General features: G+C 67.6%; 30 protein-coding genes. 15 read left to right on the top strand and 15 right to left on the bottom strand.

The window, feature by feature from the left end:
- From mdcE to mdcA, 4 genes are all read right to left on the bottom strand, one after another.
- Nucleotides 1-717: a biotin-independent malonate decarboxylase subunit gamma gene (gene mdcE / locus OXS27_RS05085; protein ID WP_267354677.1), complete on the bottom strand. Its 717-nt coding sequence runs from the start codon at nt 715-717 to the stop codon at nt 1-3.
- Complete coding sequence (locus tag OXS27_RS05080; protein WP_267354675.1) at nt 704-1,633, bottom strand: biotin-independent malonate decarboxylase subunit beta; 930 nt, start codon at nt 1,631-1,633, stop codon at nt 704-706. Before OXS27_RS05080 ends, mdcE begins: the two co-directional genes overlap by 14 nt.
- Nucleotides 1,634-1,635: 2 nt before the next feature.
- A complete protein-coding gene (gene mdcC, locus OXS27_RS05075) occupies nt 1,636-1,944 on the bottom strand; it encodes a malonate decarboxylase acyl carrier protein (protein WP_267354673.1) in 309 nt (102 codons plus the stop codon).
- Between the two features lie 146 nt (nt 1,945-2,090).
- Nucleotides 2,091-3,737: a malonate decarboxylase subunit alpha gene (gene mdcA / locus OXS27_RS05070; RefSeq protein WP_243921015.1), complete on the bottom strand. Its 1,647-nt coding sequence runs from the start codon at nt 3,735-3,737 to the stop codon at nt 2,091-2,093.
- 227 nt (nt 3,738-3,964) lie between these two features.
- Between mdcA and madL the strand changes: the two genes are divergently transcribed.
- From madL to OXS27_RS05055, 3 genes are all read left to right on the top strand, one after another.
- On the top strand, nt 3,965-4,417 hold the full coding sequence (gene madL, locus OXS27_RS05065) for a malonate transporter subunit MadL (RefSeq protein ID WP_243921017.1): 453 nt from the start codon (nt 3,965-3,967) through the stop codon (nt 4,415-4,417).
- Between the two features lie 17 nt (nt 4,418-4,434).
- On the top strand, nt 4,435-5,199 hold the full coding sequence (gene madM / locus OXS27_RS05060) for a malonate transporter subunit MadM (protein ID WP_243921351.1): 765 nt from the start codon (nt 4,435-4,437) through the stop codon (nt 5,197-5,199).
- 113 nt (nt 5,200-5,312) lie between these two features.
- Nucleotides 5,313-5,981, top strand: a complete 669-nt coding sequence (locus tag OXS27_RS05055; RefSeq protein ID WP_243921019.1) for a GntR family transcriptional regulator — start codon at nt 5,313-5,315, stop codon at nt 5,979-5,981.
- Between the two features lie 96 nt (nt 5,982-6,077).
- Here OXS27_RS05055 and OXS27_RS05050 read toward each other — a convergent pair whose 3' ends face one another.
- Both OXS27_RS05050 and OXS27_RS05045 read right to left on the bottom strand, forming a co-directional pair.
- Nucleotides 6,078-6,464, bottom strand: a complete 387-nt coding sequence (locus tag OXS27_RS05050; protein ID WP_243921021.1) for a cell division protein ZapA — start codon at nt 6,462-6,464, stop codon at nt 6,078-6,080.
- Between the two features lie 29 nt (nt 6,465-6,493).
- Nucleotides 6,494-6,778 carry a DUF4164 family protein gene (locus tag OXS27_RS05045; RefSeq protein WP_243921023.1) on the bottom strand — a complete coding sequence of 95 codons (285 nt, stop codon included), beginning with the start codon at nt 6,776-6,778 and terminating at the stop codon, nt 6,494-6,496.
- Nucleotides 6,779-7,234: 456 nt separating this feature from the next.
- Here OXS27_RS05045 and gap point away from each other — a divergent pair, with 456 nt between their 5' ends.
- From gap to OXS27_RS05010, 7 genes are all read left to right on the top strand, one after another.
- Nucleotides 7,235-8,239, top strand: a complete 1,005-nt coding sequence (gene gap, locus OXS27_RS05040; protein ID WP_243921025.1) for a type I glyceraldehyde-3-phosphate dehydrogenase — start codon at nt 7,235-7,237, stop codon at nt 8,237-8,239.
- A gap of 90 nt (nt 8,240-8,329) precedes the next feature.
- A complete protein-coding gene (locus tag OXS27_RS05035) occupies nt 8,330-8,803 on the top strand; it encodes a hypothetical protein (RefSeq protein ID WP_243921027.1) in 474 nt (157 codons plus the stop codon).
- 23 nt (nt 8,804-8,826) lie between these two features.
- Nucleotides 8,827-10,029 (top strand): phosphoglycerate kinase, encoded by a 1,203-nt coding sequence (locus OXS27_RS05030; protein WP_267354669.1) that lies wholly within the window; start codon nt 8,827-8,829, stop codon nt 10,027-10,029.
- A gap of 90 nt (nt 10,030-10,119) precedes the next feature.
- A complete protein-coding gene (locus OXS27_RS05025; protein ID WP_267354667.1) occupies nt 10,120-10,329 on the top strand; it encodes a hypothetical protein in 210 nt (69 codons plus the stop codon).
- Nucleotides 10,330-10,464: 135 nt separating this feature from the next.
- Nucleotides 10,465-11,535 carry a class II fructose-bisphosphate aldolase gene (fba, locus tag OXS27_RS05020; RefSeq protein WP_243921033.1) on the top strand — a complete coding sequence of 357 codons (1,071 nt, stop codon included), beginning with the start codon at nt 10,465-10,467 and terminating at the stop codon, nt 11,533-11,535.
- 19 nt (nt 11,536-11,554) lie between these two features.
- On the top strand, nt 11,555-12,202 hold the full coding sequence (locus OXS27_RS05015) for a thiamine phosphate synthase (RefSeq protein WP_267354664.1): 648 nt from the start codon (nt 11,555-11,557) through the stop codon (nt 12,200-12,202).
- Nucleotides 12,199-13,242: a tetratricopeptide repeat protein gene (locus OXS27_RS05010; protein WP_267354662.1), complete on the top strand. Its 1,044-nt coding sequence runs from the start codon at nt 12,199-12,201 to the stop codon at nt 13,240-13,242. Before OXS27_RS05015 ends, OXS27_RS05010 begins: the two co-directional genes overlap by 4 nt.
- Nucleotides 13,243-13,246: 4 nt before the next feature.
- On the opposite strand, the gene OXS27_RS05005 is transcribed toward OXS27_RS05010, so the two are convergent.
- The 3 genes from OXS27_RS05005 to OXS27_RS04995 are packed head-to-tail and all read right to left on the bottom strand — an operon-like array spanning nt 13,247 to nt 14,536.
- Nucleotides 13,247-13,687, bottom strand: coding sequence for a cupin domain-containing protein (locus tag OXS27_RS05005; RefSeq protein WP_243921039.1), 441 nt, complete (start codon nt 13,685-13,687; stop codon nt 13,247-13,249).
- Nucleotides 13,684-14,097 carry a carboxymuconolactone decarboxylase family protein gene (locus tag OXS27_RS05000; RefSeq protein ID WP_267354660.1) on the bottom strand — a complete coding sequence of 138 codons (414 nt, stop codon included), beginning with the start codon at nt 14,095-14,097 and terminating at the stop codon, nt 13,684-13,686. Before OXS27_RS05000 ends, OXS27_RS05005 begins: the two co-directional genes overlap by 4 nt.
- Before the next feature lie 13 nt (nt 14,098-14,110).
- A complete protein-coding gene (locus tag OXS27_RS04995) occupies nt 14,111-14,536 on the bottom strand; it encodes a DUF779 domain-containing protein (protein ID WP_267354658.1) in 426 nt (141 codons plus the stop codon).
- A 164-nt stretch (nt 14,537-14,700) separates the two neighbouring features.
- On the opposite strand from OXS27_RS04995, the gene OXS27_RS04990 reads away from it, so the two are divergent.
- Nucleotides 14,701-14,997, top strand: coding sequence for a hypothetical protein (locus OXS27_RS04990; RefSeq protein WP_267354656.1), 297 nt, complete (start codon nt 14,701-14,703; stop codon nt 14,995-14,997).
- A complete protein-coding gene (locus tag OXS27_RS04985; RefSeq protein ID WP_267354654.1) occupies nt 14,994-15,323 on the top strand; it encodes a hypothetical protein in 330 nt (109 codons plus the stop codon). The genes OXS27_RS04990 and OXS27_RS04985 overlap by 4 nt, the downstream gene beginning before the upstream one ends.
- Nucleotides 15,324-15,396: 73 nt before the next feature.
- Here the strand turns inward: OXS27_RS04985 and adh are convergent, their stop codons facing one another.
- From adh to OXS27_RS32555, 5 genes are all read right to left on the bottom strand, one after another.
- Nucleotides 15,397-16,920 (bottom strand): aldehyde dehydrogenase, encoded by a 1,524-nt coding sequence (gene adh / locus OXS27_RS04980; RefSeq protein ID WP_267354653.1) that lies wholly within the window; start codon nt 16,918-16,920, stop codon nt 15,397-15,399.
- Nucleotides 16,921-17,256: 336 nt separating this feature from the next.
- Entirely contained in the window at nt 17,257-17,604 is a 348-nt protein-coding gene (locus OXS27_RS04975) for a DUF3325 domain-containing protein (RefSeq protein ID WP_267354652.1), read from the bottom strand.
- Nucleotides 17,601-19,121, bottom strand: a complete 1,521-nt coding sequence (locus tag OXS27_RS04970; RefSeq protein WP_267354650.1) for a PepSY-associated TM helix domain-containing protein — start codon at nt 19,119-19,121, stop codon at nt 17,601-17,603. The genes OXS27_RS04975 and OXS27_RS04970 overlap by 4 nt, the downstream gene beginning before the upstream one ends.
- Nucleotides 19,118-19,444 (bottom strand): iron transporter, encoded by a 327-nt coding sequence (locus OXS27_RS04965; RefSeq protein ID WP_267354648.1) that lies wholly within the window; start codon nt 19,442-19,444, stop codon nt 19,118-19,120. The genes OXS27_RS04970 and OXS27_RS04965 overlap by 4 nt, the downstream gene beginning before the upstream one ends.
- Nucleotides 19,445-20,003: 559 nt before the next feature.
- Nucleotides 20,004-20,819: a cold shock domain-containing protein gene (locus OXS27_RS32555; protein WP_276593385.1), complete on the bottom strand. Its 816-nt coding sequence runs from the start codon at nt 20,817-20,819 to the stop codon at nt 20,004-20,006.
- A 312-nt stretch (nt 20,820-21,131) separates the two neighbouring features.
- Between OXS27_RS32555 and OXS27_RS04950 the strand changes: the two genes are divergently transcribed.
- From OXS27_RS04950 to OXS27_RS04940, 3 genes are all read left to right on the top strand, one after another.
- Nucleotides 21,132-21,605 (top strand): response regulator, encoded by a 474-nt coding sequence (locus OXS27_RS04950; protein WP_243921057.1) that lies wholly within the window; start codon nt 21,132-21,134, stop codon nt 21,603-21,605.
- 110 nt (nt 21,606-21,715) lie between these two features.
- Entirely contained in the window at nt 21,716-22,798 is a 1,083-nt protein-coding gene (locus OXS27_RS04945) for a Ppx/GppA phosphatase family protein (RefSeq protein ID WP_243921059.1), read from the top strand.
- A gap of 25 nt (nt 22,799-22,823) precedes the next feature.
- Complete coding sequence (locus OXS27_RS04940; RefSeq protein ID WP_267354646.1) at nt 22,824-23,549, top strand: RlmE family RNA methyltransferase; 726 nt, start codon at nt 22,824-22,826, stop codon at nt 23,547-23,549.
- Between the two features lie 300 nt (nt 23,550-23,849).
- Here OXS27_RS04940 and OXS27_RS04935 read toward each other — a convergent pair whose 3' ends face one another.
- Nucleotides 23,850-24,995 carry a DUF4167 domain-containing protein gene (locus OXS27_RS04935; RefSeq protein ID WP_267354644.1) on the bottom strand — a complete coding sequence of 382 codons (1,146 nt, stop codon included), beginning with the start codon at nt 24,993-24,995 and terminating at the stop codon, nt 23,850-23,852.
- Nucleotides 24,996-25,450: the final 455 nt, after the last annotated feature.

The raw sequence follows: 25,450 nt of genomic DNA, 5'->3' as shown, positions 1-25,450 counted from the left end.
TCAGCGTCGGCCGGCCTGATCGATGACCGCGCGGGCGACATCGTGCGCGGCGGGGCGGCCGCCGCGCTCCGCGCCAAGGCGATCACGCACATCGCCCGGCTCCAGGTCGGCGATGAGATCGCGAATCTGACTGGGGAGTGGTTTTTCCGAATCGAGGACGACGTGCACGGCGCCGGTCGCCACCATGTTGTCGAGGCCCGGCGCGAAGACCGGCGTAGTCTTCGCCATGTCGTTGAGCTTGTCGAGGGGCAGCTTGGTCACCCGTGCGACCGAGGGCAGATCCATCACGCTCGGATTGGCGCCCGGCAGAGCTGCCAGGACCCGTGTGGCGAGCGCCGTCGCGATGAAGGCGCCGGCTGCCGAGTGACCGTAGATGAGCCCGATCGTCGGGTGGCCCGAGCGGTCCGCCAGCAGCAGCGCCTTGGCGAGGTGGGCGAGGCACTCGTTGAGGCCGAGAAGTTCGTCCCGCCGGCTCATGCGCTGGCTGTCGGAATCGACCGCCACGAGGATCGGCGCCCGGTCGCCCGCCCGGATCGCATCGAGCACCGACCGTGACAAGCGCAGCGCCCCATCGACCCCAAGCGGGGTATCGCCGTCGATGCCGACAAGGGTGATGCGCCCGTCGGCGAACGGTCCGGTGCCGCTCACCAGCCCGTCTTGGACCGTGACGTCGTGCCCGTCCGGGAACATGGAAGTCAGGATCTCAGCGAGCGTCATGGTCCATCTCCCCGACCCGGGCCACGATCGCGTCGAACGCATCCGTATCCATCGCCGGCACCGCCTCCGGGTCGTTGACGCCGAGCCGCCGCCAGACATCCGTGGCGTCGCGGCAATCGCCGAAGCGCGCGATCCGGTCTTCGAGCCGCGCCTGCTCGGCCTCCAGGGTGTCGAGATCGAAGGCCGGGGCCCGGCCGATCAGATCCAGAGCTGCCCGCCGGAAGGCCGAGACGGTGTCGGCGCAGAACGCGTCCGCGCCGCCGGTCAGCCGGCGATGCTTGCCGCCCATTGTCCGCCAGACGAGTGCCCGATCGCGGGAATCGAATTCCTCGGCGCCCTTGTTGGTCTCGATCACCTCCGGCCCGGAGACCGAGATGCGGCCGCCCTCGGAGACGGCCAGCCGCGAGCAGGTGCCGGCGATGAGCCCGCCGCCGCCGTAGCATCCAGCCCGCCCGCCGATCAGGCCGATCACCGGGATGCCGGCCGCGCGGACATCCACGATCGCCCGCATCGTCTCGGCGATGGCGGTCTCGCCGGCATTGGCCTCCTGAAGGCGAACGCCACCGGTATCGAACAGGATCAGCACCGCTTTCGGCTTCAGTTCCAGAGCCACCCGGAGCAGGCCGACCAGCTTGGCCCCGTGGATCTCGCCGAAGGCGCCGCCCATGAACCGGCCTTCCTGCGCGGCAATCAGAACGGGTGCGCCGTCGAGAGTCGCTTCGCCGACCACGATGCCGTCGTCGAAGGCGCGGGGCAGGTCGAACAGCGGCAGGTGCGGGCTCATCCGCCGCTCGGTGGGCGGCAGGAACTCGCGGACGCTGCTCGGATCGGCGAGCGCTGTCACGCGCTGGCGGGCGGTCGCCTCGTACCAGCTCAGGGTGTCCGGATCGGTACGCGCGGAGCGATCGCCAGCCATGATCAGGCCTCCATCAGCCGGGCACCCTGAAGCAGGCGCAGCGACACGGTATCGGGGCGGGCGCCGCCGTCGTTGATGCTGATCCGGAGGCCGCCGGGCTGCGCCCGGGTGACGAAATCCGCCACCACGGCCTCCCAGACGTCGCCGTAGCCGGCAATCGGCGTCTCGATCGCAACCTCGCAGGCGTCCGGCGGCAGGACCCGCTCCAGCAGAACCTCCAGATTGCCGGAGGCGACCACGCCGGTGATCGCGTTCGGCACCGAGCCGGGCAGCGGCTTCTTAGTGGTGTGGCGGAAGGTCAGCGATTCCATCCGACTGTTCCTTGAAGGGCGCCTCTCCTCCCCCGTGCGGGGAGGCGATGGTGGTGGGGATGGTTCAGGCGGCACCGGAACGCGCGATCCTGAGCCACCCCGCTAACCCCTCCCCACAAGGAGGCGGGGCATTATTGCGGTCGTTTCTACCAGTTTCGGAACTTCGCCGGCGGCTCGTAGAGTCCTCCGGACCAATGCACCAAGTCCTTGATCGATTTTGCCGCCAGCAACGCCCGGTCGGCGTCGAGGGGCTCGATACCGAGATCCTCCGGTCGGCGGATGACGCCGCGGGCGCGCAGCTCTTCGACCTTCGCCCGATCGCGGCCGCGCCCCACTTCCGTGTAGCCGGCGACCCCTCGGATCGCCTGCTCGCGCTCGTCGGCATCCCGGCAGAGCAGAAGGTTGGCGATGCCCTCCTCGGTGACGATGTGGGTGACGTCATCGGCGTAGATCATGACCGGCGCCAGTTCGAGGCCGATCTTCCGGGCCAGTTCCAGAGCGTCGAGCTGCTCCACGAAGGTTGGGACCAGCTTGTCGCCGAAGGTCTCGACCAGCTGCACCACGAGCTTGCGCCCGCGCATCAGGGCCGGGTCGCCGACGATCTGCCCCTCGCGCCCCGCCTTCATCCACGCATCCGACGGGTGACGGCGGCCGTGCGGGTCCGAGCCCATGTTGGGGGCGCCGCCAAACCCGGCCACGCGCGACTGCGTGATCGTCGAGGAATGGCCCGACAGGTCGATCTGGAGCGTCGCGCCGATGAACATGTCGCAGGCGTACAGACCGGCCGTCTGGCAGAAGGCGCGGTTCGAGCGCAAGCTTCCATCCGCGCCGGTGAAGAAGATGTCAGGTCGCTCCCGGATGTAGCGGTCCATCCCGACCTCCGAGCCGAAACAATGGACCTGCTTGACCCAGCCGGATTCGATCGCTGGGATCAGGGTCGGGTGCGGGTTGAGCGCCCAGTGGGTGGCAATCTTGCCCTTCAGGCCGAGCTTTTCTCCGTAGGTCGGCAGCAACAGCTCGATCGCAGCTGTTCCAAAACCGATCCCGTGGTTGAGGCGGCGGATGCCATACTCAGCATAGATCCCTTTGATCGCCATCATGGCGATCAGGATCTGGGTCTCGGTCATCGCCGCCGGATCGCGGGTGAACAGCGGCTCGACATAGAACGGCCTGTCGGCCTCGACCACGAAATCCACGCGGTCGCCCGGAATGTCGACCCGCGGGACCTTGTCGACGATCTCGTTGACCTGCGCGACCACGACGCCGTTCTTGAAGGCGGTGGCCTCCACGACGGTCGGCGTGTCCTCGGTGTTGGGCCCCGTGTAGAGGTTGCCCTCCCGGTCGGCCGAGACGCCCGCGATCAGCGCGACGTTGGGCGTGAGGTCGACGAAGTAGCGGGCGAACAGTTCGAGGTAGGTATGCACCGCCCCGAGTTCGATCTGGCCGCCGTACAGCATCTTGGCGATGCGGGCGCCCTGCGGGCCGGAATAGGAATAGTCGAGGCGCTTTGCGATGCCGGTCTCGAACACATCGAGGTGCTCCGGCAGCACGATCCCCGACTGCACCATGTGCAAATTGTGGATCTTGCCGGGATCGCAGGCGCTGAGGCCCCGGGCCAGGCAATCGGCCTGCTTCTGGTTGTCGCCTTCAAGGCAGACACGATCCCCGGGCCGCAGGATCGCTTCGAGCAGATCGACCACGGCTGCTGCCGGCACGACCTTGCCCGTGGCATGGGTGCGCCCTGCCGCGATGCGGGCGTCGCGCGCCAACCTCTCACCGCGCCATTCAGTCATTCGCGCCTTCCCACTCGGTATGCCAAACCAACGATAGTGCAGCAATAGGTATTTTCAAACCCGCTTTCATCACGGTTTCGTATACGGGATTGCCAGTCTGTCAATATTTTGCATACTCCTGGGAACGGCCGGTTAGCCGAGACGGGAAGGAGAAGGTCCATGCCGAGCGCGTCGAGACACGTGCCGCGACTCGCCCGCAGAGCGGCTGAGCCGAAGGACCAACGCCGATGATCGTGCTCGGTGTCGCCCTGCTTGCCGGCTGTACGCTGATCGGCGTGTATCTCGGCGATCTTCTGGGACTTGCGCTCGGCGTGAAGGCCAATGTCGGCGGTGTCGGCATCGCGATGATTCTGCTCATCGCGGCGCGCTTCTGGTTGTCGCGGCGGGGCCGCCTGACCAAGGGCGTTCAGTTCGGCGTCGAGTTCTGGGCCGGCATGTACATCCCGATCGTGGTCGCCATGGCGGCCCAGCAGAATGTGGTCGCCGCGATGAGCGGCGGCCCGATCGTGCTGATCGCCGCGACAGGATCGCTGGTCCTGTGCTTCGGCGCGGTGGCGCTGCTCAGTCGGATCGGCCGCCGAGACCCGGGCAGCCCCGCGGTCGAGCGGGGCGGATCGGTGATCGAAGGTGACGCGGAGCCGGTCGGCCGTACCGCCGGCTCCCAGGTCGGCAAGGAGTGAGCACAATGGATCACACGATCTGGCACGGCATCGAGCATGTCTTCGTGGAGCAGAGCCTGGTCGCCGCCTTCGCGGTGGTCGGGGCGCTGATCCTCGTCTCCAACGTCGCCGCCAAGTATCTCACCAACGGGCGGGTCCACGGTTCGGCCATCGCCATCGTGCTGGGCCTGGTGCTGGCCTATGTCGGCGGACTCTATACCGGCGGGAAGAAGGGGCTCGCCGACATCCCGGCGCTCGCCGGCATCGGCCTCATGGGCGGGGCGATGCTGCGGGACTTCGCGATCGTGGCGACAGCCTTCGAAGTCGATGTCGTCGAGGCGCGCCGCGCCGGTCTGCTCGGCGTGCTCGCCTTGGCCCTCGGAACGATCCTGCCGTTCATCGTCGGCACCCTGACCGCCGTGGCGTTCGGGTATCATGATGCGGTCTCGATCACGACGATCGGCGCGGGTGCGATCACTTACATCGTCGGACCCGTCACCGGCGCGGCCATCGGCGCGGACTCCACCGTCATGGCCCTTTCGATAGCCACTGGAGTGACCAAGGCCGTCATGGTGATGGTCGGCACGCCCCTCGTGGCGCGGCTGATCGGCCTCGACAACCCGCGCTCGGCGATGGCCTACGGCGGCTTGATGGGGACCGTGAGCGGCGTGGCGGGAGGCCTCGCGGCGACCGATCCCAAGCTGGTGCCGTACGGGGCGCTGACCGCCACCTTCCACACCGGCATCGGCTGTCTGGTCGGGCCCTCGATCCTGTTCCTGGCCGTGCGTGCCCTGGTGGGGTGACATACTTCACCGGAGCGTCGCCTTGGCAAGATCCGGTGGATGATGACAAAGGACTGTGCCGTTTGCTCCGTGGACTTGAAGCCGCGTCGAGCGGATTGGTCTAGGGTTGGCGAATGCACGGCGATTTTCAGAAGATCGATACGGGACTGCTCTCGGACCGGATCCGTGACGCGCTCACCGATGCCATCGCGTCGGGCGAGATTGCGGCCGGCACGGCCCTCGACGAACAGAACCTCGCGCAGCGTTACGGCGCGTCGCGCACGCCAGTGCGGGAAGCCCTGCGGCAGCTCGCGGCCTCGGGGCTCGTGGAGATCCGGCCGCGGAGGGGCGTCGTCGTCGCGCGGCTGACGCCCCAGCGCATCGCCGACATGTTCGAGACCACCGCCGAGATCGAGGCGATGTGTGCCCGGCTCGCCACCTACCGGATGACCCCGCTCGAACGGGGCCAACTGATGGAGCTTCACGCGGATTCGGCGATCGCGGTCCGGGATGGGGACATCGACGCCTACGACCGCTTCAACCGCGCCTTCCACGAGGCGCTCTACACCGCGACCCACAACGGCTACATGGCCGAACAGGCGCTGGCGATCCGCGAGCGCCTCGCCGCCTTCCGCCGGACACAGCTCCGCCACGCCGACCGGATCGGCCGCTCCTATGAGGAGCACGGCGAGATCCTGACGGCGATCGCGGAGGGCGACGGCGAGACGGCGGCCCGGCGGATGCGCGCGCACATGCTGCGAGCAGCCGTGGCGCTCGGGCGGTACATCGCGGAACACGGCTGACGCCCGAGAACGACACGTCGCGCCGGTACCATTGCCGCGCGTATTCGGACCGCCCGGATCGACAGCCTTAGAGTTCGAAGGGCGGTTCGCCCGCGCTCACGTCACGACCTCCGAGCCTCGTTGCGGGGGCGTCCCGAGTGCATCCGCCATCCGGCCCACGCGTTCGGCCGCCCGGCCGATCCCCGCCGCGGCCCGCTCTGCATCCTCCGCGCGGCCGTGCTCCGCAGCTTCGGTCGCAGCGCGCAAGTCCGCGACCTCCGCTTCGAGGCCGGCAAGCCGCCCGCGCAGTTCCGCCAGCTCATCGGCGATCGTCAGCGCCGCCATCACCTGCAGGCGCATGTCGCCGATCTCACCGAAGCTCTTGCGCATCTCGCCGATGCGCCCGTCAAGGCTCTCGGCGAGTGCGGTGAGGTGCGCCTCCTCGCCTTCCCCACAGGCCATGCGGTAGCTGCGGCCGTCGATGGTCACGTTGATCTGCGGCAAGAGCGGCTCCAGGGGGCGCGATATCCGGGTCAGGCGCGTCCGAGGACATCCTGGACGGTCTCGATTGCCCGGTCGAGGCGCTGCCCGACCTCGCCGGTCGTGGCGGTGACCTCCGCGAGCCGGGCGCTGGCCGCGTCGAGGGCGGCGGCGAGCCGAGCGCGATCCTCGTCCATCAGCGCCAGCTCGGCGTCGCGGTCGTCCGGCTGAGCGGCCTTCTCCAGGCGGTACTGGACGACGGCATCCATACGGTTCACCGCCGCCTCGAGGCGGGCAAGCGCCTCGTCGATCATGCTGGGTTCGGACTCGTCGGCCATGGTCTTCCGTTCGTCGGACGCGGAAGTTTTCGATCGAATGCCGTCGGAATTCCAGCGCAAAATTGCGGATCTCACCCGGAAGGCACCACCCGGTAGATCAAGCGTCGAAATCCCTGTTTATTGATTGGAGAATCGAAGGTCTTTGTCACCGCCACGCGTTTGACAGGTCGAAGCGCCATGCTAGACAGCCGCGCGCTCCCGAAAGGGACCGCGCACGACGCCGGGAATGCCGGCCCGTGACAGTCCCGAGGCCGTGGCCGCAACCGAGCGCTTCGCTGGTTGCCGGCTGTGGAGCCCGGACTCTCCCGGTCCGGTTCATCGCCGGTTCAAGCCCGCCCGTCCAGATCCGCGCGACCAAGCTCTGCGCGGCGTCGGGGCGGAACCTCGGGATCCGCCGCAAAACCCGCCTCGTGCGGTGCCGCGCGGTCGAGGGCCGTATCAGGAAGGAATGACGCCGTGACGAAGGTTGCCATCAACGGGTTCGGACGCATCGGCCGCAACGTCCTGCGCGCGATCGCGGAAGCCGGCCGCAGCGACATCGAGGTCGTGGCGATCAACGATCTCGGCCCGGTGGAGACCAACGCCCACCTGCTCCGTTTCGACTCCGTGCATGGCCGCTTCCCCGGCGAAGTCGCGGTCGATGGCGAATTCCTGGTGGTGAACGGCAAGCGGATCAAGGTCACGGCCGTGCGCAACCCGGCCGAGCTGCCCCACCGTGACCTCGGTGTCGACATCGCGCTCGAATGCACCGGCATCTTCACCTCGAAGGACAAGGCCAAGGCCCATCTCGACGCCGGCGCCAAGCGCGTCCTGGTCTCGGCGCCTGCCGACGGCGCCGACCTGACGGTGGTCTACGGCGTCAACCACGACAAGCTCACGCGCGAACACCTCGTCGTTTCGAACGCCTCCTGCACCACCAACTGCCTGGCGCCGGTCGCCCAGGTGCTGGACGCGGCAGTCGGCATCGAGCGCGGCTTCATGACCACGATCCACTCCTACACCAACGACCAGCCGTCGCTGGACCAGATGCACAAGGATCTCTATCGGGGCCGCGCCGCGGCGCTCTCGATGATCCCGACCTCGACCGGCGCCGCCAAGGCCGTGGGCCTGGTGCTGCCGGAGCTGAAGGGCAAGCTCGACGGAACCGCGATCCGCGTGCCGACTCCGAACGTCTCGGCGGTCGACCTCGTGTTCACGGCAAAGCGCGCCACGTCGGTCGAAGAGATCAACGAGGCCATCAAGGCTGCGGCCGCGGGCCCGCTCAAGGGCGTGCTCGGCGTGACCGACCGGCCGAACGTGTCGATCGACTTCAACCATGATCCGCACTCGTCGACCTTCCACCTTGACCAGACCAAGGTCATGGACGGCACGTTCGTGCGCATCCTGTCCTGGTACGATAACGAGTGGGGTTTCTCGAACCGCATGGCCGACACCGCCGTGGCGATGGCCAAACTGATCTGAGTCGGGTTGCGAATGGCCGCCGTCCCGTGACAGGACGGCGGCCATTCGCCCGATTGGGCGGTCTCACCACGAACCGGGAACTCGCCAGGGATGACCGACGCTCCGCAGGCCAAGTCGACCGCAGCGACCGCGACCACACCGATCACGACCGCGCCGAATACGGTGCCGACCGCTCCACTTCCGGCCCCGCCGGCCGTCGGGGCACCATCCCACGCACTTCCGACCAATCAGCTCTTCGATCAGCTCGCGCGGATCGAGGACAAATGTTCTCGGATCGAAGACAAGTACGCCCGGTCTGAAGCGCTGCTGTCGCGCGTCGAGGACAAGGTCGAGAATGCCACCAGTCGGATGAATGAATCCGCGCGGCAGACCGACCTCGCGGCCCTGCGCGCGGAAATGCGCGGGATCGCGGAGCGGACACGCCGTCTGCCCGGGACCGGCGCCCTCGTCCTCACGGCTGTGATCACCGCCATCCTGACCGTCGTTCTGATGATCGCGGTGCAGCGGCTGAACCTCGACCGGCTGCTGCCGCAGCGGGCGACGATCGGGACGACCGTCCAGTAACCCACCGACCGATACAGGACCGCATGAGCGCCTTCCGTACCCTCGACGATGCCGGCTCCCTTAAGGGCAAGCGGGTTCTGATGCGCGTCGATCTCAACGTTCCCATGGAGAACGGGCGCGTCACCGACGCGACCCGCATCGCGCGCGTGGCGCCGACGATCCGGGAAGTCGCCGAGCAGGGCGCGAAGGTGATCCTGCTGGCGCATTTCGGCCGGCCGAAGGGCAAGCGCGAGCCCAAGGACTCCCTGGAGCCGGTGGTGCCGGCGTTGGGTGAAGCCCTCGGGCGTCCGGTGGCCTTCGCACCCGACTGCGTCGGCGCGGAGGCTGCGAAGGCGGTGACGGCGCTCAAAGACGGCGACGTGCTGCTCCTCGAGAACACCCGCTTTCACGCCGGTGAGGAGAAGAATGAGGCGGCCTTCGCGGATGCGTTGGCGGCCAACGGCGATGTCTACGTCAACGAAGCGTTTTCGGCGGCTCACAGGGCCCACGCCTCAACGGAGGGGCTTGCGCACCGCCTGCCAGCCTATGCCGGCCGCGAGATGCAGGCCGAACTTGAAGCTTTGACCAAGGGTTTGGAGGCGCCGCAGCGCCCGGTGATCGCGCTAGTCGGCGGCGCCAAGGTGTCGTCCAAGATCGATCTTCTCGAGAATCTCGTCGCCAAGGTCGACATGCTGGTGATCGGCGGCGGCATGGCCAACACCTTCCTGCACGCACAGGGCAAGGCGGTCGGCAAGTCGCTCTGCGAGAAGGATCTCGCCGGGACCGCCACCCGCATCCTGGCGGCTGCCGAAAAGGCCGGCTGCCGGATCATCCTGCCGGTGGACGCGGTGGCGGCCACGGAGTTCAAGGCACAGGCACCGCACGAGACGGTGCCGGTAGATGGCGTGCCGGACACCAGCATGATCCTTGATGCCGGGCCCCGTTCGGTCGCCGAGATCAACGCCGCCATCGATGGCGCGAAGACGCTGGTCTGGAACGGTCCGCTGGGCGCCTTCGAGTTGGCCCCCTTCGACGCTGCCACGGTGGCCGCCGCCAAGCATGCGGCGTCGCGCACGAAGGCCGGGCAGCTGGTCTCGGTAGCGGGCGGCGGCGACACGGTCGCGGCCCTCAACCACGCTGGCGTGGCTCAGGATTTCACCTACGTATCCACCGCCGGCGGGGCTTTCCTCGAATGGCTCGAAGGCAAGGCCTTGCCGGGCGTCGAGGCCCTTCGCGGGAAGGGGTGAGCGCAGCGCTCCGCTCTCCTACCCTGGAGCCACGACCCCATTTATACTCCCGGCGGCCAACAGCCGGGGGCCGAGTCGACGGGTGTCATCATGGAGAACCCGAACTTCGCGATCCTGACGCGCATTCAGGCGGGTCACGCAAGCCTGCCGGATGAGGCGGTGCTGCGCTTCGGCCTGCGTGGTCGGCTCGATCTTGAGATGCGTGAGGATTGGGAAGGCATTTCCGCGCGCCGGTCGGCGAGATCGAAGACCTTTTTGCGGCCTCGGAAAGCTGGGCCAGCCGAAATTTATCCGGTGTGAAATGCTCAGTTCTGCTTCGGAGATTGACCGAAAGCGACGCTCTCGGCAGACCGGCACGATAAGGCCCCGCTGAGCGCGCGCGACGCGACCGGCGATCGGCCAGACGAACACACGGCAAACAGGAAGACAGTCACGATGGCACGCATCACCCTCCGACAGCTCCTGGATCACGCCGCCGAACACGAATACGGCGTGCCCGCCTTCAACCTGAACAACATGGAACAGGGGCTGGCCATCATGGCGGCCGCCGACGCCACGGATTCCCCGGTGATCCTCCAGGCGAGCCGCGGCGCCCGCGCCTACGCAAACGATGTCGTGCTGGCCAAGCTGATCGACGGGCTCGTCGAGATCTATCCGCACATCCCGGTCTGCATGCATCTCGACCACGGCAACAACGAAGCGACCTGCGCCACCGCGATCCAGTACGGCTTCACCTCGGTGATGATGGACGGCTCGCTGAAGGCCGATGGCAAGACGCCCGCCGACTACAATTACAACGTCGAGATCACCCGCAACGTCACCAAGATGGCCCATTGGGCCGGCGTCTCGGTCGAGGGCGAGCTCGGCGTGCTGGGCTCGCTGGAGAGCGGCCAGGGCGAGGCCGAGGACGGCCACGGCGCCGAGGGCACCCTGAGCCACGATCAGCTCCTGACCGACCCGGACGAGGCGGTGAAGTTCGTCGAGGCCACCAAAGTCGATGCGCTGGCGGTGGCGATGGGCACCAGCCACGGCGCCTACAAGTTCACGCGTCAGCCCGATGGCGATGTGCTGGCGATGAACGTGATCGAGGAGATCCATCGGCGCTTGCCGACCACGCACCTCGTCATGCACGGTTCCTCATCGGTGCCGCAGGACCTGCAGGACATCATCAACCAGTATGGCGGCCAGATGAAGCCGACCTGGGGGGTCCCGGTGGAGGAGATCCAGCGCGGCATCAAGCACGGCGTGCGTAAGATCAACATCGACACCGATAACCGGATGGCGATGACCGGTCAGATCCGGAAGATTCTCACCGAGAACCCCTCGGAGTTCGACCCGCGCAAGTACCTGAAGCCGGCCATGGAAGCGATGACGAAGCTGTGCAAGCAGCGCTTCGAGGAGTTCGGCACGGCTGGCAAGGGCTCGAAGCTCCGGCCGATCTCGGTCGCCGAGATGGCCAAACGCTACGCCAGTGGCGCGCTCGACCCGAAGATCGGCGCACGCTGAGCGGGATTTGGCCGTCGCGATGAGCAACAGCACCCGTCTCGCCCTACTCGGGCCTCACGGCTTGGACGCGGCCGGCACGGAGGCTTTCGTGTCGGCTCTCCGGGACGCCTGCGCCGCCGGTGAAGTCGCGGCCGTGATCCTGCGGCTCGCCGCCACCGACGAGCGCGGGCTTACTGCGCAGGTCAAACAGGTGGCGCCGGTGGCGCAGGAGCACGGAGCGGCCCTAGTCGTGGCCTGCCCGGGCTTCACCGGCGATCTCGCTACGGTGGCGATCCGCGGCGGGGCCGACGGTATCCACGTCGACAAGCCTCGCGACCTGAAGGATCTTCGCGGCCGCCTGCGGGACGGTCGCATCCTGGGTGTCGGTGGAACGGAGACCAAGCATACCGCCATGGAGGCCGGTGAGGCGGGGGTCGACTACGTGATGTTCGGGGGGCTGTACCCGGATGGTGCGGCGCCCGATGCCGAGACCGTGCTGGCGCGTGTCTCCTGGTGGGCGGAGATCTTCGAGACGCCCTGCATCGCCGTCGCCACGAGCACCGATGCGATCGGCCCACTCTCCGCAACGGGCGCGGAGTTCATCGGGCTCGAGAGCGATCTGTGGCTGGCCGATCCGGCCGCCGTCGGGAAGGCGCAGCAGGTGCTCGCGCAAGTGCCGGCACGATGAGGCGGGATCTCCGTCCCGCGCTGGCGCTCGTCGGCACGCTGCTGGCGTTGCCGGCCTGGGCCGCGGGTCCGAGCGATCCGTCCATGAGCACGGCCTCCCCCCCGCGATCGGCGAGCGCGGTGCCCGGCCAGAAGCCGATGCCGGAGCTGCCGACCCCCTACACCCCGAACTACACCCGTGGCGCCGTCCCCCCGGCCAGCGGCCAGCCGGCGGATCTCGCCTATGGGGCTTACCAGCGCGGGCAGTACGTCACGGCCTTCCGGGAGGCGACCAAGCGCATCGCCGCAAACTCCAAAGACGCCGCCGCGATGACGCTCCTGGGCGAGTTGTACAATCAGGGCCTCGGGGTGAAGCAGGATCCGGTCAAGGCTGCCGACTGGTACCGCCTCGCCGCGGCCCAGAACGATGCCGCCGCGATGTCGTCCCTCGGCCTGATGGCCCTCGACGGCCGCGGCATGGCGAAGGATCCGAAGGTCGGCCGCCGCTGGCTGGAACAGGCCACCGCGAATGGCTCACCCACCGCGGCCTACAATCTCGGATTGATCTTGATCGGCACGGGCAGCCCGTCGGACGAGGCGGCGGCCGCCGCGCAATTCCGCAAGGCGGCGGATGCCGAGATCGGCCCGGCTCAGCACGATCTGGGTGTACTCTACCTCCAGGGCCGTGGCGTGCCGAAGGATGCCGGCAAGGCGGCGTCCCTGTTCCGCCGCGGCGCCGACAACGGCGATCTGGCCAGCGAAATCGAGTACGCCATCCTGCTGTTCAACGGCAACGGCGTGACCAAAGACGAGCGTTCGGCCGCCCGCTACTTCCTGCACGCCGCCTCACGGGGGAACGCGATCGCGCAGAACCGTTTGGCGCGACTCTACGCCGTCGGGCGCGGTGTGACGAAGAACCCGGTCGAAGCGGCAGCCTGGAACCTCGCCGCAGCCGGCCAGGGCCTGTCCGATGCGTGGCTCGACCAGACCCTGTCGGGCCTCTCGACGGACGAGCGGGCGCGCGCCGAGCGGCTCGCCAACGAGCGGATTGAGCAGCGCTGAGGCGCTATTCGTCGGCCTTCGACCAATCGACGCCGTCTTCCAGATCCGGCAGCAGCACGACGCTCTCCTGCTCATTCGGATCGGTCCGGGCGATCACGGCCGTGACCGGCTCGGTCCGGCTGCGGTTGTAGGGCAGGTGCGGCACGTCCGCAGCGATGTAGACGAACTCGCCCGCGCCCGCGATCGCGTGATGCTCCAGGCGCTCACCCCAGAAGCAACCTGATACGCCCGACAGGACGTAGATGGCGGTCTCATGCGATTCGTGCTTGTGCGCATGGGCCCGTTCGCCGGGTGGGATCTCCAGAAGCTGCATGTGCAAAGCGGCGGAGCCCACCGCTTCGGCGGAGATGGCGGGGCGGTAGAGATGCCCCTGCTTACCGCGGAACGGCGCGCTCTCACGCACCACGCGCAAGCCCGCTTTCAGCGTTTCGGAACCGGAGCTCATGAACCTTCTCCGACCTTGAAGGCGGCATCGACCGGGATCTGCATGCCGTTGACCAGCGCGTTGGTCTGGTTCGCCATGCCGACCACAGCCAGAAACTCGCCATGTTGCCCCGAGGTCAAGCCTTTCGCGCGGGCAGCGGCCGTGTGCGAGTGGATGCAGTAGGGGCAGCCATTGGCGATCGAGACCGCGATATAGATCAATTCCTTGGTCAGGGGATCGAGCGTTCCTGGGCCCATGACGGCCTTGAGACCGGTCCAGGTCCGCTCCAGCAGGGCGGGATCGTGCGCGAGCCCGCGCCAGAAATTATTGATGAAATCCGAGCCACGGGTCGTCCGGATATCCGAGAAAACCGCCTGGACCCGTGGGTCCGCCTCGGCTTCGGCATCGCTCTTGAGCGTCACAGTCGCCATGCCGGAATGTCTTTCAGAGCTTGCAGGCGCCGTCCAAGGCGCGATTCTCAGCATCTGAGAATAACCGCGAGCGGATGTGGAAGCGCTTCTCGCGGCCGTTCTCCAGTGAGAACATGCCGCCACGCCCGGGTACCACGTCCAGAATCAGATGCGTGTGCTTCCAGACACCGAACTGCGAGCGGCTGATGAAGAAATCGGCGCCCCCAACCTGGCCGAGATGCACATCCCCGTCGCCGACGATGAAATCGCCCACCGGGTAGCACATCGGCGAAGAGCCATCGCAGCAGCCGCCGGACTGGTGGAACATGACCGGGCCGTATTCGGAGCGAAGCTCTTCGATCAGTTGCAATGCCTTCGGCGTCGCGGTGACCCGCAGCGGCGTACCATCGGCGCCGACCTGCTCGGCGGTCGTGGCCTCAATGTGCGCATTCAGGCTCATACTGTCCTCCCCGGTGTGATTGTTGATATGCGGGTGCGGCGCGCGATTTCCACATTTGCGTCATCAGAACAGCCAAGCTGGTGCCGGACCGGCCGTATCGGCGTTTCTCATCGGGAACGCGCCCCGATCGGGCGACACGGAGAGCCCTACGGGCTGATCGCACCATGACCCCTCGAATCGCCGCCCCCTGTCTGGCCCTCATCTTCGCCACGCTGACGGCCGGATCGGCCTGTGCCGATCCGCTCGTGCTCCGTGTTGAGCCACGCGCGCAGCCACTCTTCCTCCAGCATGCCTGGCGCGTGGCCGGAAATCCGAACGTTACGCCCGACAATCCGATGGGTGTCGTCGGCTGGGACGGGCCTCCCGACGACATACCCAGCGTGAGCGCCGATGCCGGCCCGATGCCGCCCGGCTCCATCGCCAACGCGCCCTTCGAGGGTCTCGGATACGGCGTCTATTGAACCGCCCGTTCGTCGCCCTGCTGCTCGCCGCGCTGGCGGGCGCCCCCGCCTTTGCGCGCGAGGACGTCAACGCGCCGGCACGGGAAGCCGAGCTGCGCACCTGCCTGAACCATCCCGACTGGATCGCCCCGCCCGATACCGGGATCGCCGACAAGGCGGCGTTCTGTGCCTGCTACGCCGATGCGGCGGTGAAGGATCGGCTGTGTGAACTCGAAAAGGCCGAAGCCAACCAGGGCGAGGCGGTTCGCCGTCCGGTGGCCGATCGCACGATCAGCCTGCACGATCGGACATCGGCCGCCATCGCGGCGTCCTGCCTGAAGCGCTGAATCCAGATTTGAAAAAGCCCCGGCCGCGAGGCCGGGGCGGAAGTCGTCGCGGGGGGTCAACCCGGGCAGAAGCTCAGAAGAAGCCGAGCTTCTTGGCCGAGTAGCTGACCAGCATGTTCTTCGTCTGCTGGTAGTGATCGAGCATCATCTTGTGCGTCTCGCGGCCGATGCCGGACTGCTTGTAGCCGCCGAAGGCCGCGTGGGCCGGGTAGGCGTGGTAGCAGTTCGTCCAGACGCGGCCGGCCTGGATCGCCCGGCCGAAGCGGTAGGCGCGGGTTGCGTCGCGGGTCCAGACGCCGGCGCCAAGGCCGTAGAGGGTGTCGTTGGCGATGGAGAGCGCCTCGGCATCGTCCTTGAAGGTCGTGACCGACAGGACCGGGCCGAAGATCTCTTCCTGGAAGATGCGCATCTTGTTGTGACCGCGGAACACCGTGGGCTGCACATAGAAGCCCTCGGCGAACTCGCCGTCCTTGACGTTGCGCTCGCCGCCGGTGAGCAGCTGCGCGCCCTCCTGCCGGCCGATATCGATGTAGGAGAGGATCTTCTCCATCTGCTCACCCGAGGCCTGAGCGCCGATCATCGTGGCCGGATCCAGCGGCGAGCCCTGGGTGATCGCCTCGACGCGCTTCACCGCCCGCTCCATGAAGCGGTCGTAGATCGATTCGTGCACGAGCGCGCGGCTCGGGCAGGTGCAGACCTCGCCCTGGTTGAGGGCGAACATCGTGAAGCCTTCGAGCGCCTTGTCGAAGAAATCGTCATCCTCGTTGGCGACATCGGCGAAGAAGATGTTCGGCGATTTGCCACCGAGCTCCAGCGTCACTGGGATCAGGTTCTGCGAGGCGTACTGCATGATGAGGCGGCCGGTGGTCGTCTCACCCGTGAAGGCGATCTTGGCGATGCGGGGCGAGGAGGCCAATGGCTTGCCGGCCTCGAGGCCGAAGCCGTTGATCACGTTGAGGACGCCCGGCGGCAGCAGGTCGCCGACGATTTCCATCAGCACCAGCACGGAGGCCGGGGTCTGCTCGGCGGGCTTCAGGACCACGCAATTGCCGGCGGCGAGCGCGGGCGCCAGCTTCCACACGGCCATCAAGATCGGGAAGTTCCACGGGATGATCTGCCCGACAACGCCGAGCGGCTCGTGGAAGTGATAGGCCACCGTGTCGTGGTCGATCTCGGAAAGCGAACCCTCCTGCGCCCGCACGCAGCCGGCGAAGTAGCGGAAATGATCGATCGCCAACGGGATGTCGGCGTTCATCGTCTCGCGGATCGGCTTGCCATTGTCCCAGGTCTCAGCGAGGGCGATGAGATCGAGGTTTTCCTCCATCCGGTCGGCCATCTTGAGCAGGATGCGGGCGCGCTCGGCCGGGGCGGTGCGGCCCCAGGCCTCCTTGGCCGCGTGGGCGGCGTCGAGCGCTTTCTCGACGTCCTGCGCGTCCGAGCGGGCGACCTCGCAGATCACCTTCCCGGTGATCGGTGAGGTGTTCTCGAAATAGCGGCCGGCCGCGGGGGCGACCCACTGGCCACCGATGAAGTTCTCGTAGCGGGCCGAGAACGGCGACTTCACCTTGGAGTCACCAAGAAATTCCGGCTTGTTCATCGCTCTGTTTCCTCCATTGGCCCCGGCCTCGCGAACCGCGGCTCTTGGGCGTTCGCAGTGCGCCGGGCGGCCGCTTGGTTGGGCCGCGTCCGATTCCGCGATGGTCACAGCCAATGTCTTTTGGCGTGTCGAATCAAGGTGGACTTTTGGCCAGTGCGCGAGTGTGAGGATCCTACGCCCTTCCGGACGCGATCGCGAGAGCGCAATGTTCTTCGGGATCAGCGTCGCTGAAATCCGGAAATCCTTAGTGCTGCACCAGCGTTTACCGTGCGAATATCTCAGCATCCGTACGCCTGCGGACCGATCGACGGGTCAGCGCGCGTGTCGTGCCACTGATCAACGCATCAGAGCGAATGGAAGCATCAGGGTCGCGAGCGGAAGAGCTGCCAGCGCGGCGGCTCGCAGCGCTATCGGCCGATAGGCGATCAGGGCGACCACGGCGAGCGCCGAGCCGGTGAGCGAGCCGATCCACTGGATCGGGCCGAAGCTCCAACCGGCCGATGCGATCGCGGCTGCGCAGGATAGACCGAGGCCCGACCAGCCCGCCGCGCGTAGTCCGCTGAGTCGGCGTCGGGACACCGGTGTGCGGAAGACCGCGCGGTGGTGCCGATCCAGACTCAATGCCAGGGCGGACATGCCCGAGAACGACAGCAGAAGGCTCAGGACCAGGGCCGATACGGTCACGCTTCGGCTGCCCTGTGCAGGTTCGCCCGGGACGGTTGTCGCATTGCTGCTCGCCGGCCCGCGAGTCGCGCCGCGAGAAGGAGCAGCAACCCGAGGACCGCCATTGCGAGATCGAAGCCGAGGAACCGAAGCTCGCCCACCGTCAATGCATCGCTGATCGGAATCGCCAGAAAGGCCAAAGCCGGCACGGTCAGGGCGACCGACCATGCTTTTGGCCGTGGATAGAGTGCGGACGCTGCAGCCGCCAGCACCCAGATCCCGAAGAACGCGCCGACCTCCCGCTCCGCCCGTGCGTCCAGCGCGACGGGGAGCAATCGATTGGCGAGGAAATAGGCCGCGAGGCCCGCCGGCAGCCCCGCGATGGTGCCAAGGTTGAGGATGCGGACCAAGCGAAGGCCAAGACCCTCTGGAGCGGCATTCTTCGGCGCGCGGGCGACGGTCCAAAGCACGAGCCCCGTCGCCACCGTGGCAGCCCCCATGAGGCCGCAGAGGAAGAACACGAGGCGCAGGGGCGCGGCCGCGAAATGCGCCTCGTGCAGCCCGACCATCACGGCGCCGGTCCGCGTGGCGGCGCCAGCTTCGCCGACCCGCCCGAGTTCCACGCCGGTGGTCGCATCGTAGGCGATCTGGGGGTGGAGATGGGCGAGGCCGGGCGGCTCCTCGAAGTAAGCGGTGACCGTCGCGGCTGCATCGCCCGGATGCGTGATCATCACGAGCTCTGGCGACTCGCCGGCCGCCGCCATGGCCCGCGACACGATTTCGCCGAGGGGCAGCGCTACGCCGGGACGCCCGGCCGGCGGGCGACCGGCGATCATGATGCCGGCATCGGCGTAGTAGCGCAGGATATCGCCGCGATAGGCCGTCTGCACCGCCCAGGGCATCAGCATCGCCGACAGTGTGACGAGGCCCGTGTAGACGATCATCAGGTGGAACGGCAGCGCCAGGACACCCATCACGTTGTGGGCGTCGAGCCAGCCGCGCTGCGCCGAGCGGTCCCGTCGGAAGGTGAAGAAATCGGCGAAGATCCGCCGATGGGTCACGATCCCCGAGATGAGCGCGATCAGCAGGATCATGGCGCAGGCCGAGACGATCCAGCGCCCCAGGAGCGGCGGGAGGCTCAGCTCGTAGTGAAAACGATAGAAGAAGTCGCCGCCCTGCGTATCCCGGACCGCTGCGCGTTCGCCGGATGCGGGATCGAGCAGCGCGTAATAAAACGGGCCGCTGAAACTCCGCCACCAGTAGACCTCGACGGCCGGGTTCTCGGCGTTCGGCAGCTTGATCGACCATCCCGCGGCATCCGGCATCGTCCTCTGGAGGAACGCACCGGCGCGGGTCGCCGCGGCTGCGGGATCAGGTTTCGCCGCCGACAGTTCCGGCCGCATCCAGTGCGAGATCTCGGGCCGGTAATAGCTGGCGGTACCGGTGACGAAGATCGCGAACAGCACCCATCCGACCACGAGCCCGGACCACGTGTGCAGCCACGCCATCGACTGGCGGACACTCCTGGGCCGGCTCATGCGGCGCCTCCGGTCTGGAAAGCACCGGCGAGCCACAGGGCGACGGTCAGCAGCGCGGCCACGATCCCCAGAACCAGCGCGGCGCGTCCGACCGTCCCCGCAGCAAAAACCCAGATCACCACGGCTGCCATGATGGCGAAGCTTGCGATCAACGCGGTCGACACGGCCTCGGCCCGGGTGCCGGACGAGATCAGCGCGAGCAATGCGCTCGCCAGAGCGGTAATCCCGTAACCGCCTACGCTTGCCAGGAGAACCCGCGCCGCCACCGCCAATCGATACGCGCGTGCCCACCCCGAATGGGCGCCCACCGGACTGGTGTTCATGGCGCCATCTCGCGATTCCGTGATCCCATGGTCTGACCTAACCGCGGCCGGCGGAGGGACGCAACGCTTATGTTCCGGAACGATTCCAGTGAGGGTTGAACGACTTGGAGCGATTCTGACTAGGTCGTCGATCGTTGCGCGCACACTCAAATCGATCCGCTGGGCGTCCGACGGACATCGGACTACCCCGATCTGCCGATCCGTTCAGCGCCCCGACGGCGGAGCAGTGCGAGTCGATCCGGAGGGGCGCAGTGCCGGCGCGGCGTCCCGCGCACGCGGCGGCAGATCCGCGCCCGGCCTTGCCAGCGGCGACGGCGATTCGCCCCCGGCCCTGTCGCGCTCATGACCCCGGGCGTATCCGGCGTTGATCCCGGCGTAGAAGCCAGTGAAATCCTCAGCGCGCGCGCCGCTGGCAGCGACGAGCAGAAGAGCCGGGAGCAGGCTGCGATGCATGGCAAACTCGCTGGCGAACCCAGAAACGAAGCGGGCGGCGGCTCCTTTCGGAACCACCGCCCAATAATCTTCGTGCGGTTTGCGGCGGCGATGCGACCGCGAAACCTTAATCTTCGACGTTGATGCTCTGGGCCTCGCGGCCCTTCTGCCCATCGACCACAGCCAGGGTAACCTGCTGCCCTTCGGCCAGAGACTCGAGTCCAGCGCGGGACAGAGCCGAACGGTGAACGAACACGTCCTTGCCGCCGTCATTGACCGAAACGAAGCCGAAGCCCTTGGCCGGATCGTACCATTTCACCGTGCCGTTCATTTCGACGGACGGGCCGCTGGAGACACGGCCACCGCCGCCGCCACCACCGCCGTAGCCGCCACCGCCACCGCCGTATCCGCCGCCGGCGCCACCGTAGCCGCCGCCACTGGGGGCACCATAGCCGCCGCCGGCACCACCGAAGCCACCGGTCCGCGGACGCAGTTCGCGCCGGGGGGCGGGTGCTGCTTCAGCTGTGGACGTGTCGACGCTGGTGACACTGGTCACCTGCGGGCCCTTCTGACCCTGCGCCGTGGTCACCGTCAGACGGGTGCCCGGCATGAGATCGGCGTGGCCAGCCGCTTCGACGGCGCGGATGTGGAGGAAGGCATCGCCCGAGCCGTCGCCCAGCTCGACGAAGCCGAAGCCCTTCTCCTTGTTAAACCATTTTACCGTCGCATCACGCTCCGGGCCGGACGCAACCGGCGCCGCGCCACGGGCCGGACCACGGTCGAAGCCACCGCCGCCGCCACCGAAGCCGCCACCACCGCCGCCGCCGCCACCGTAGCCGCCGCCGTATCCGCCGCTGGGGGGAGCCTGGTCAGGCCATCTCGGCTCGCCACTCTCGTCGAAGCCACGCTTCTGCGGCCCCCTGAAATCACGACCACGTCCCATCGAAAGCTCGCAAAAACCGTCCGCCGCCCTTGTCTCGAATACCGCGTGCGCGCCATCCCAGACAGCCCACGCCCCGCACTATCATTACCCCAGGTCGCGGTAACCAAGAATAACGCCCCAGTCCTGACGCAATCGGGCCTTGACCGCAAGGACCTTCTTGTCTCAAACGCGCCCGTTCCGTTACTTTCTTGCGGTAAACAACGCAGATGCCGCGAGCGGCCGGCATGACCTTTCACATGTGACAGAATGCGTTAGCGAAACGCAAACGGTGTCCGGTTAGCGTCGATATCCTGTTCCGCACTGCGACAGGCCATGATCGCGACCCCGACCTTCCCCGATCTCTCGGCCCTCGTCGTCGACGAGAGCCTCTACATCCGTCGAATCGTGCGCGACATGCTGATGCGCGTCGGCATCAAGCGCGTTCTGGAGGCGCCGGACGGCGCGGAAGCGCTCGGCGTCCTCGCGGAGAGCAAGCCCGATCTCAGCATCATCGACTGGGACCTGTCGATTCTGTCCGGCGAGGAATTCATCCGGCTGGCCCGCACACCCACGACCTCGCCCTGCCCCACCATCCCGATCATCCTGATGCTGGCGCAGCCCCGCCGGAACGTCGTGGACCGCGCGGTGGCACTCGGGGTGAACGAGATCATCGCCAAGCCTTTCTCACCCAAGACCCTCTGGTCGCGTCTCGACGAGGTGATCAACCGACCCCGCCCCTACTCGCAGGTGAAGAGCCTATTGCGGCCGATCCCGCGCCGGGTCGGCATGATGAAGGCGGTCGCTTGATCACGGCCACGATCGGACGTTGCAGTTCCCCGCCGAGCCTGTAGGGTCGTAGATCAGCTCAGGCCGAGCACAGCGCTCCTGGCCGACCCGAAGGATCGACGGCCGCGCCGATGAGGGACGAGACCGCCGCGGCCGCGCCGTCCCGAATGCAGATCGGCGCAGGGCCGCATCAGACCTCCACCCCTCTCCCGGGCCGCGAGCGCCGTCGCCCGGCCTACGCGGCGCTGGACCTCGGGACCAACAATTGCCGTCTGCTGGTCGCGGAGCCGACCTTCAGCGGCTTCCGCGTGATCGACGCGTTCTCGCGGATCGTCCGGCTCGGCGAGGGTCTCGGGACGTCGGATCGGCTGAACGAAGCGGCGATCGAGCGTACTGTGGAAGCCTTGCGCATCTGCCGGACCAAGATGCAGGCCCGCGGCGTGCAGCGCGCCAAGATAATCGCCACGGAAGCGTGCCGGCTCGCGGTCAACGGTGCGGCCTTCGTCGAGCGTGTCCGGCGCGGCGTGGGCCTCGACCTCGAGATCGTCGACCGCCAGACCGAGGCCTATCTCGCTGTGACCGGCTGCGCGGCGCTGGCCGATCCGCTCGCCGAATCGGTCGTGATCTTCGACATCGGCGGCGGCTCCACCGAGATCGCGTGGCTCGACGGCGCGGCCGCCAACCCATCCACCGACCCGACGTTGCGGATCCGGGCCTGGGATTCGTTGCCCGTCGGCGTCGTGACCCTGGCCGAACGCCACGGCGGCGCCGAGGTCACGCGGCGCATGTTCGAGGGTATGGTCGAGGAAGTGGCCGAGAAGCTCTCGCCCTTCGCGATCCGTGCGGCCGCCGCCGCGACGGCGCCGCATTTCCACCTGCTCGGCACGTCCGGCACGGTGACGACGATCGCCGCCATGCATCTGCGGCTGGTGCGCTACGAGCGGCGGCGCGTCGATGGCCTGTGGATGGACGACGCCGACGTCACCACCGCGATTGACGATCTGCTCGACACGCGGCTGGAGCAGCGGGCCGACAATCCCTGCATCGGCCGCGACCGGGCTGACCTCGTGCTGGCCGGCTGCGCGATCCTGGAGGCGATTCGCCGGGCCTTCCCGTCCGAGCGCCTGCGCATCGCCGATCGGGGCCTGCGCGAGGGCCTGCTGATGAACATGATGCGGGAGGACGGGGTCTGGAACCGGAAGGCTGTAAGATGAAGGCATCGCCGAAGAAGGGATCACGATGAGCGACCGGCGCGGCGGCGCGAGTTCTGGCGGCGGCGTGCGCGGGGAGCTGAAGCAGCGGGTCAAGACCGGCCGCGGACGAACCCTGTCGCAGAAGCGCTGGCTGGAGCGGCAGCTCAACGATCCCTACGTGGCCCGGGCCAAACGCGAGGGCTATCGGTCCCGGGCGGCCTACAAGCTCTTGGAGATCGACGAGCGCTACAAGTTGCTGCGGCCCGGCCAGAGGATCGTCGACCTCGGTGCCGCCCCGGGCGGCTGGTCGCAGGTTGCTGCCCGTATCGTGGGCGCTTCCGGCAAGATCGTCGGCATCGATCTCCTCGAGATCGAGCCGATGGCCGGCGTCGAATTCATCACCCTCGACTTTCTCGATCCCGAAGCCCCGGCCACGCTGACCGCGCTGCTCGGCGGCCCGGCCGACCTCGTGATGTCCGACATGGCGGCCAACGCCACCGGCCACAAGAAGACCGATCACCTGCGCATCATCGGCCTCGCCGAGACCGCGGCTGAATTTGCCCGCGAGGTGCTGGGGCCGGGCGGCGCCTATCTCGCGAAGGTGCTGCAGGGCGGCACCGAAAGCGCGCTGCTCAGCGACCTGAAGCGTGACTTTGCCACCGTCCGCCACGTGAAGCCGGCGGCGAGTCGGGCCGATTCGAGCGAGCTCTACGTCCTTGCGACCGGCTATCGCGGCACGTCGGACGGCACCCGGGCGTCCGACGAGGACTGAGGCGAGCCGGCTGGGTCAGCCTGTTCACCGACACAGTCCAGCACGTGGAGGATCGGGCCGGTCGGATCACCGAAAGCCTCGACCTGGTGTACGGGCTCGCCGTGCCATCCGCCGGACGTGGCGTGGGACTGGGAGATACGCTCCCTTCGGACGAGATCGGTCGGCGACATCGGCTAACCGATCGGATCCGCGCCTATCCAGACTGCGCGCTTCCCGGGGTGTGACGACCGGATACGAAAAAAGCCGCCCCGATTGTTCGGGACGGCTCTTCCAGATCACCGATCGCAGTCAGCTATTCTTCTACTCGGTGGTGGTGTCGTCGGACGACGTCCGCGGCACGCCCTCCTCCGCCACGCCCTCGAAGCGCGGACGGCGGCGGCGACGCGGCTTGGCGGCCGGAGCCTCCTCGGCGGAAACCTCCGGCTCCGGCGCGGTCGGCGGCTCGGCCGCAGCGACGGGGCGGGCGGGAGCCATCAGGAATGCCGGCAGGCCTGCGGGATCCTCGGCAACGACAGGCGCAGCCTCGCGCCGGCGCTCGCGCCGCGGAGCGGCCTCGCCACGCGGAGCGGCCTCGCCACGCGGAGCGGCCTCGCCACGCGGAGCACGCTCCGGACGTGCGTCCGAGCGGGGCTCCTGACGCGTCTCTGTGCGCTGCTCGATACGCACCGCCTCGCTGCGTCCGTTGTCGTAGCGCCCCTGATCGACGCGTGCATCCTGCTGGCGGTTGTCTGGACGGTTCTCTTGGAACCCCTCTTGCCGGCTGTCGGCTTGCCGATTGTCCGGGCGGTCCTGCCGGTAGTCCGGCCGGCTATACTCTTGGCGGTCCTGCCGATTGTTCTGTCGATCCTGTCGGTAGTCAGGGCGCTGATAATCCTGCCGCTGGTAGTCCTGACGTTGCTGGTCCTGACGCGGCTGATCGTGACGTTGCTGATCGTTGCGTTGCTGGTCCTGGCGCGGCTGATCCTGCCGGCGGTAATCCTGCCGGCCGTTGTTGTCGAAGCGGCGCTGGTCGCGGTTCTGAAACCGGTCGCGATTCTGGCGCCCGTCCTGGTTCGTGTCGCCGCGGGTGTCGTAGGGCTGGGGCTGCTGTCCCGGATCGCCGTCGTCGTAGCCGTTGTAGGCGTGACCGTTCTGGGACGTGCCGTTGCCCTGGCCGTCCTCATCGCCCTCGTCCATCTCGTCGTCATCGGACCGGCTGGCGTAACCGCCCGTATTCGAGGGACGGGTCTGCTCTTGAGCACCCGACACGATCCGGAAGTAGTGCTCACCGTGCTGGAAATAGTTCTCGGCAGCGACCGGATCGCCCGCCGCGAGCGCGTCACGCGCGAGCTGTGCGTACTTGTCGGCGATGTGCTGCGGGGTGCCGCGAATTTTAACGTCGGGACCGTTGGATTCGTACGAGCGCGTCAGTGGATTCGGACCTTTCGGCCGATTCCGGCCGCGCATCCGTCGATTTTGGTTTGGTCTCATCGGTCTGTAATGACCCTCGTTCACGCAAACGACTGTCTTCGGAGGCGCCAATCGGGACTTCGTGACGCGTGCCGGTCAAGCGCACCCGGCGGCGCCGCGCGTATGATCGCTGTGCGACCTTCGCGTCTGTCTGACCATCCCTCGCACCGCGTTCCCGGGCAAGGCACCGGAGACCAGCTGATTGTCAGGTTCAAGCGCTGTTAAACCGCCGCGCCGTCACGCGAGCTCTGGTTCAACGGTTTGGGGATCAGCGAACCCGTCGGCGACCTATGGTCGTCACCGACCCTAACGTTGTCCGACTTAACGAACCATCCGCGATCTTCAGATCAACATTAGCGTTCCCCGGCTCGGGCAACAAGCATTTTTTCGATGCATCCCGCTCCGTCGCGGTGAGCTCGACATTTGCGTAGGAGCGCGGGTCAATAAAATCG

The sequence above is a fragment of the Methylobacterium sp. GC_Met_3 genome (assembly GCF_026540775.1).
Taxonomy (GTDB): domain Bacteria; phylum Pseudomonadota; class Alphaproteobacteria; order Rhizobiales; family Beijerinckiaceae; genus Methylobacterium.
Note: the sequence above shows the minus strand (reverse complement) of the source record. Positions and strands in the feature narration are given on the sequence as shown.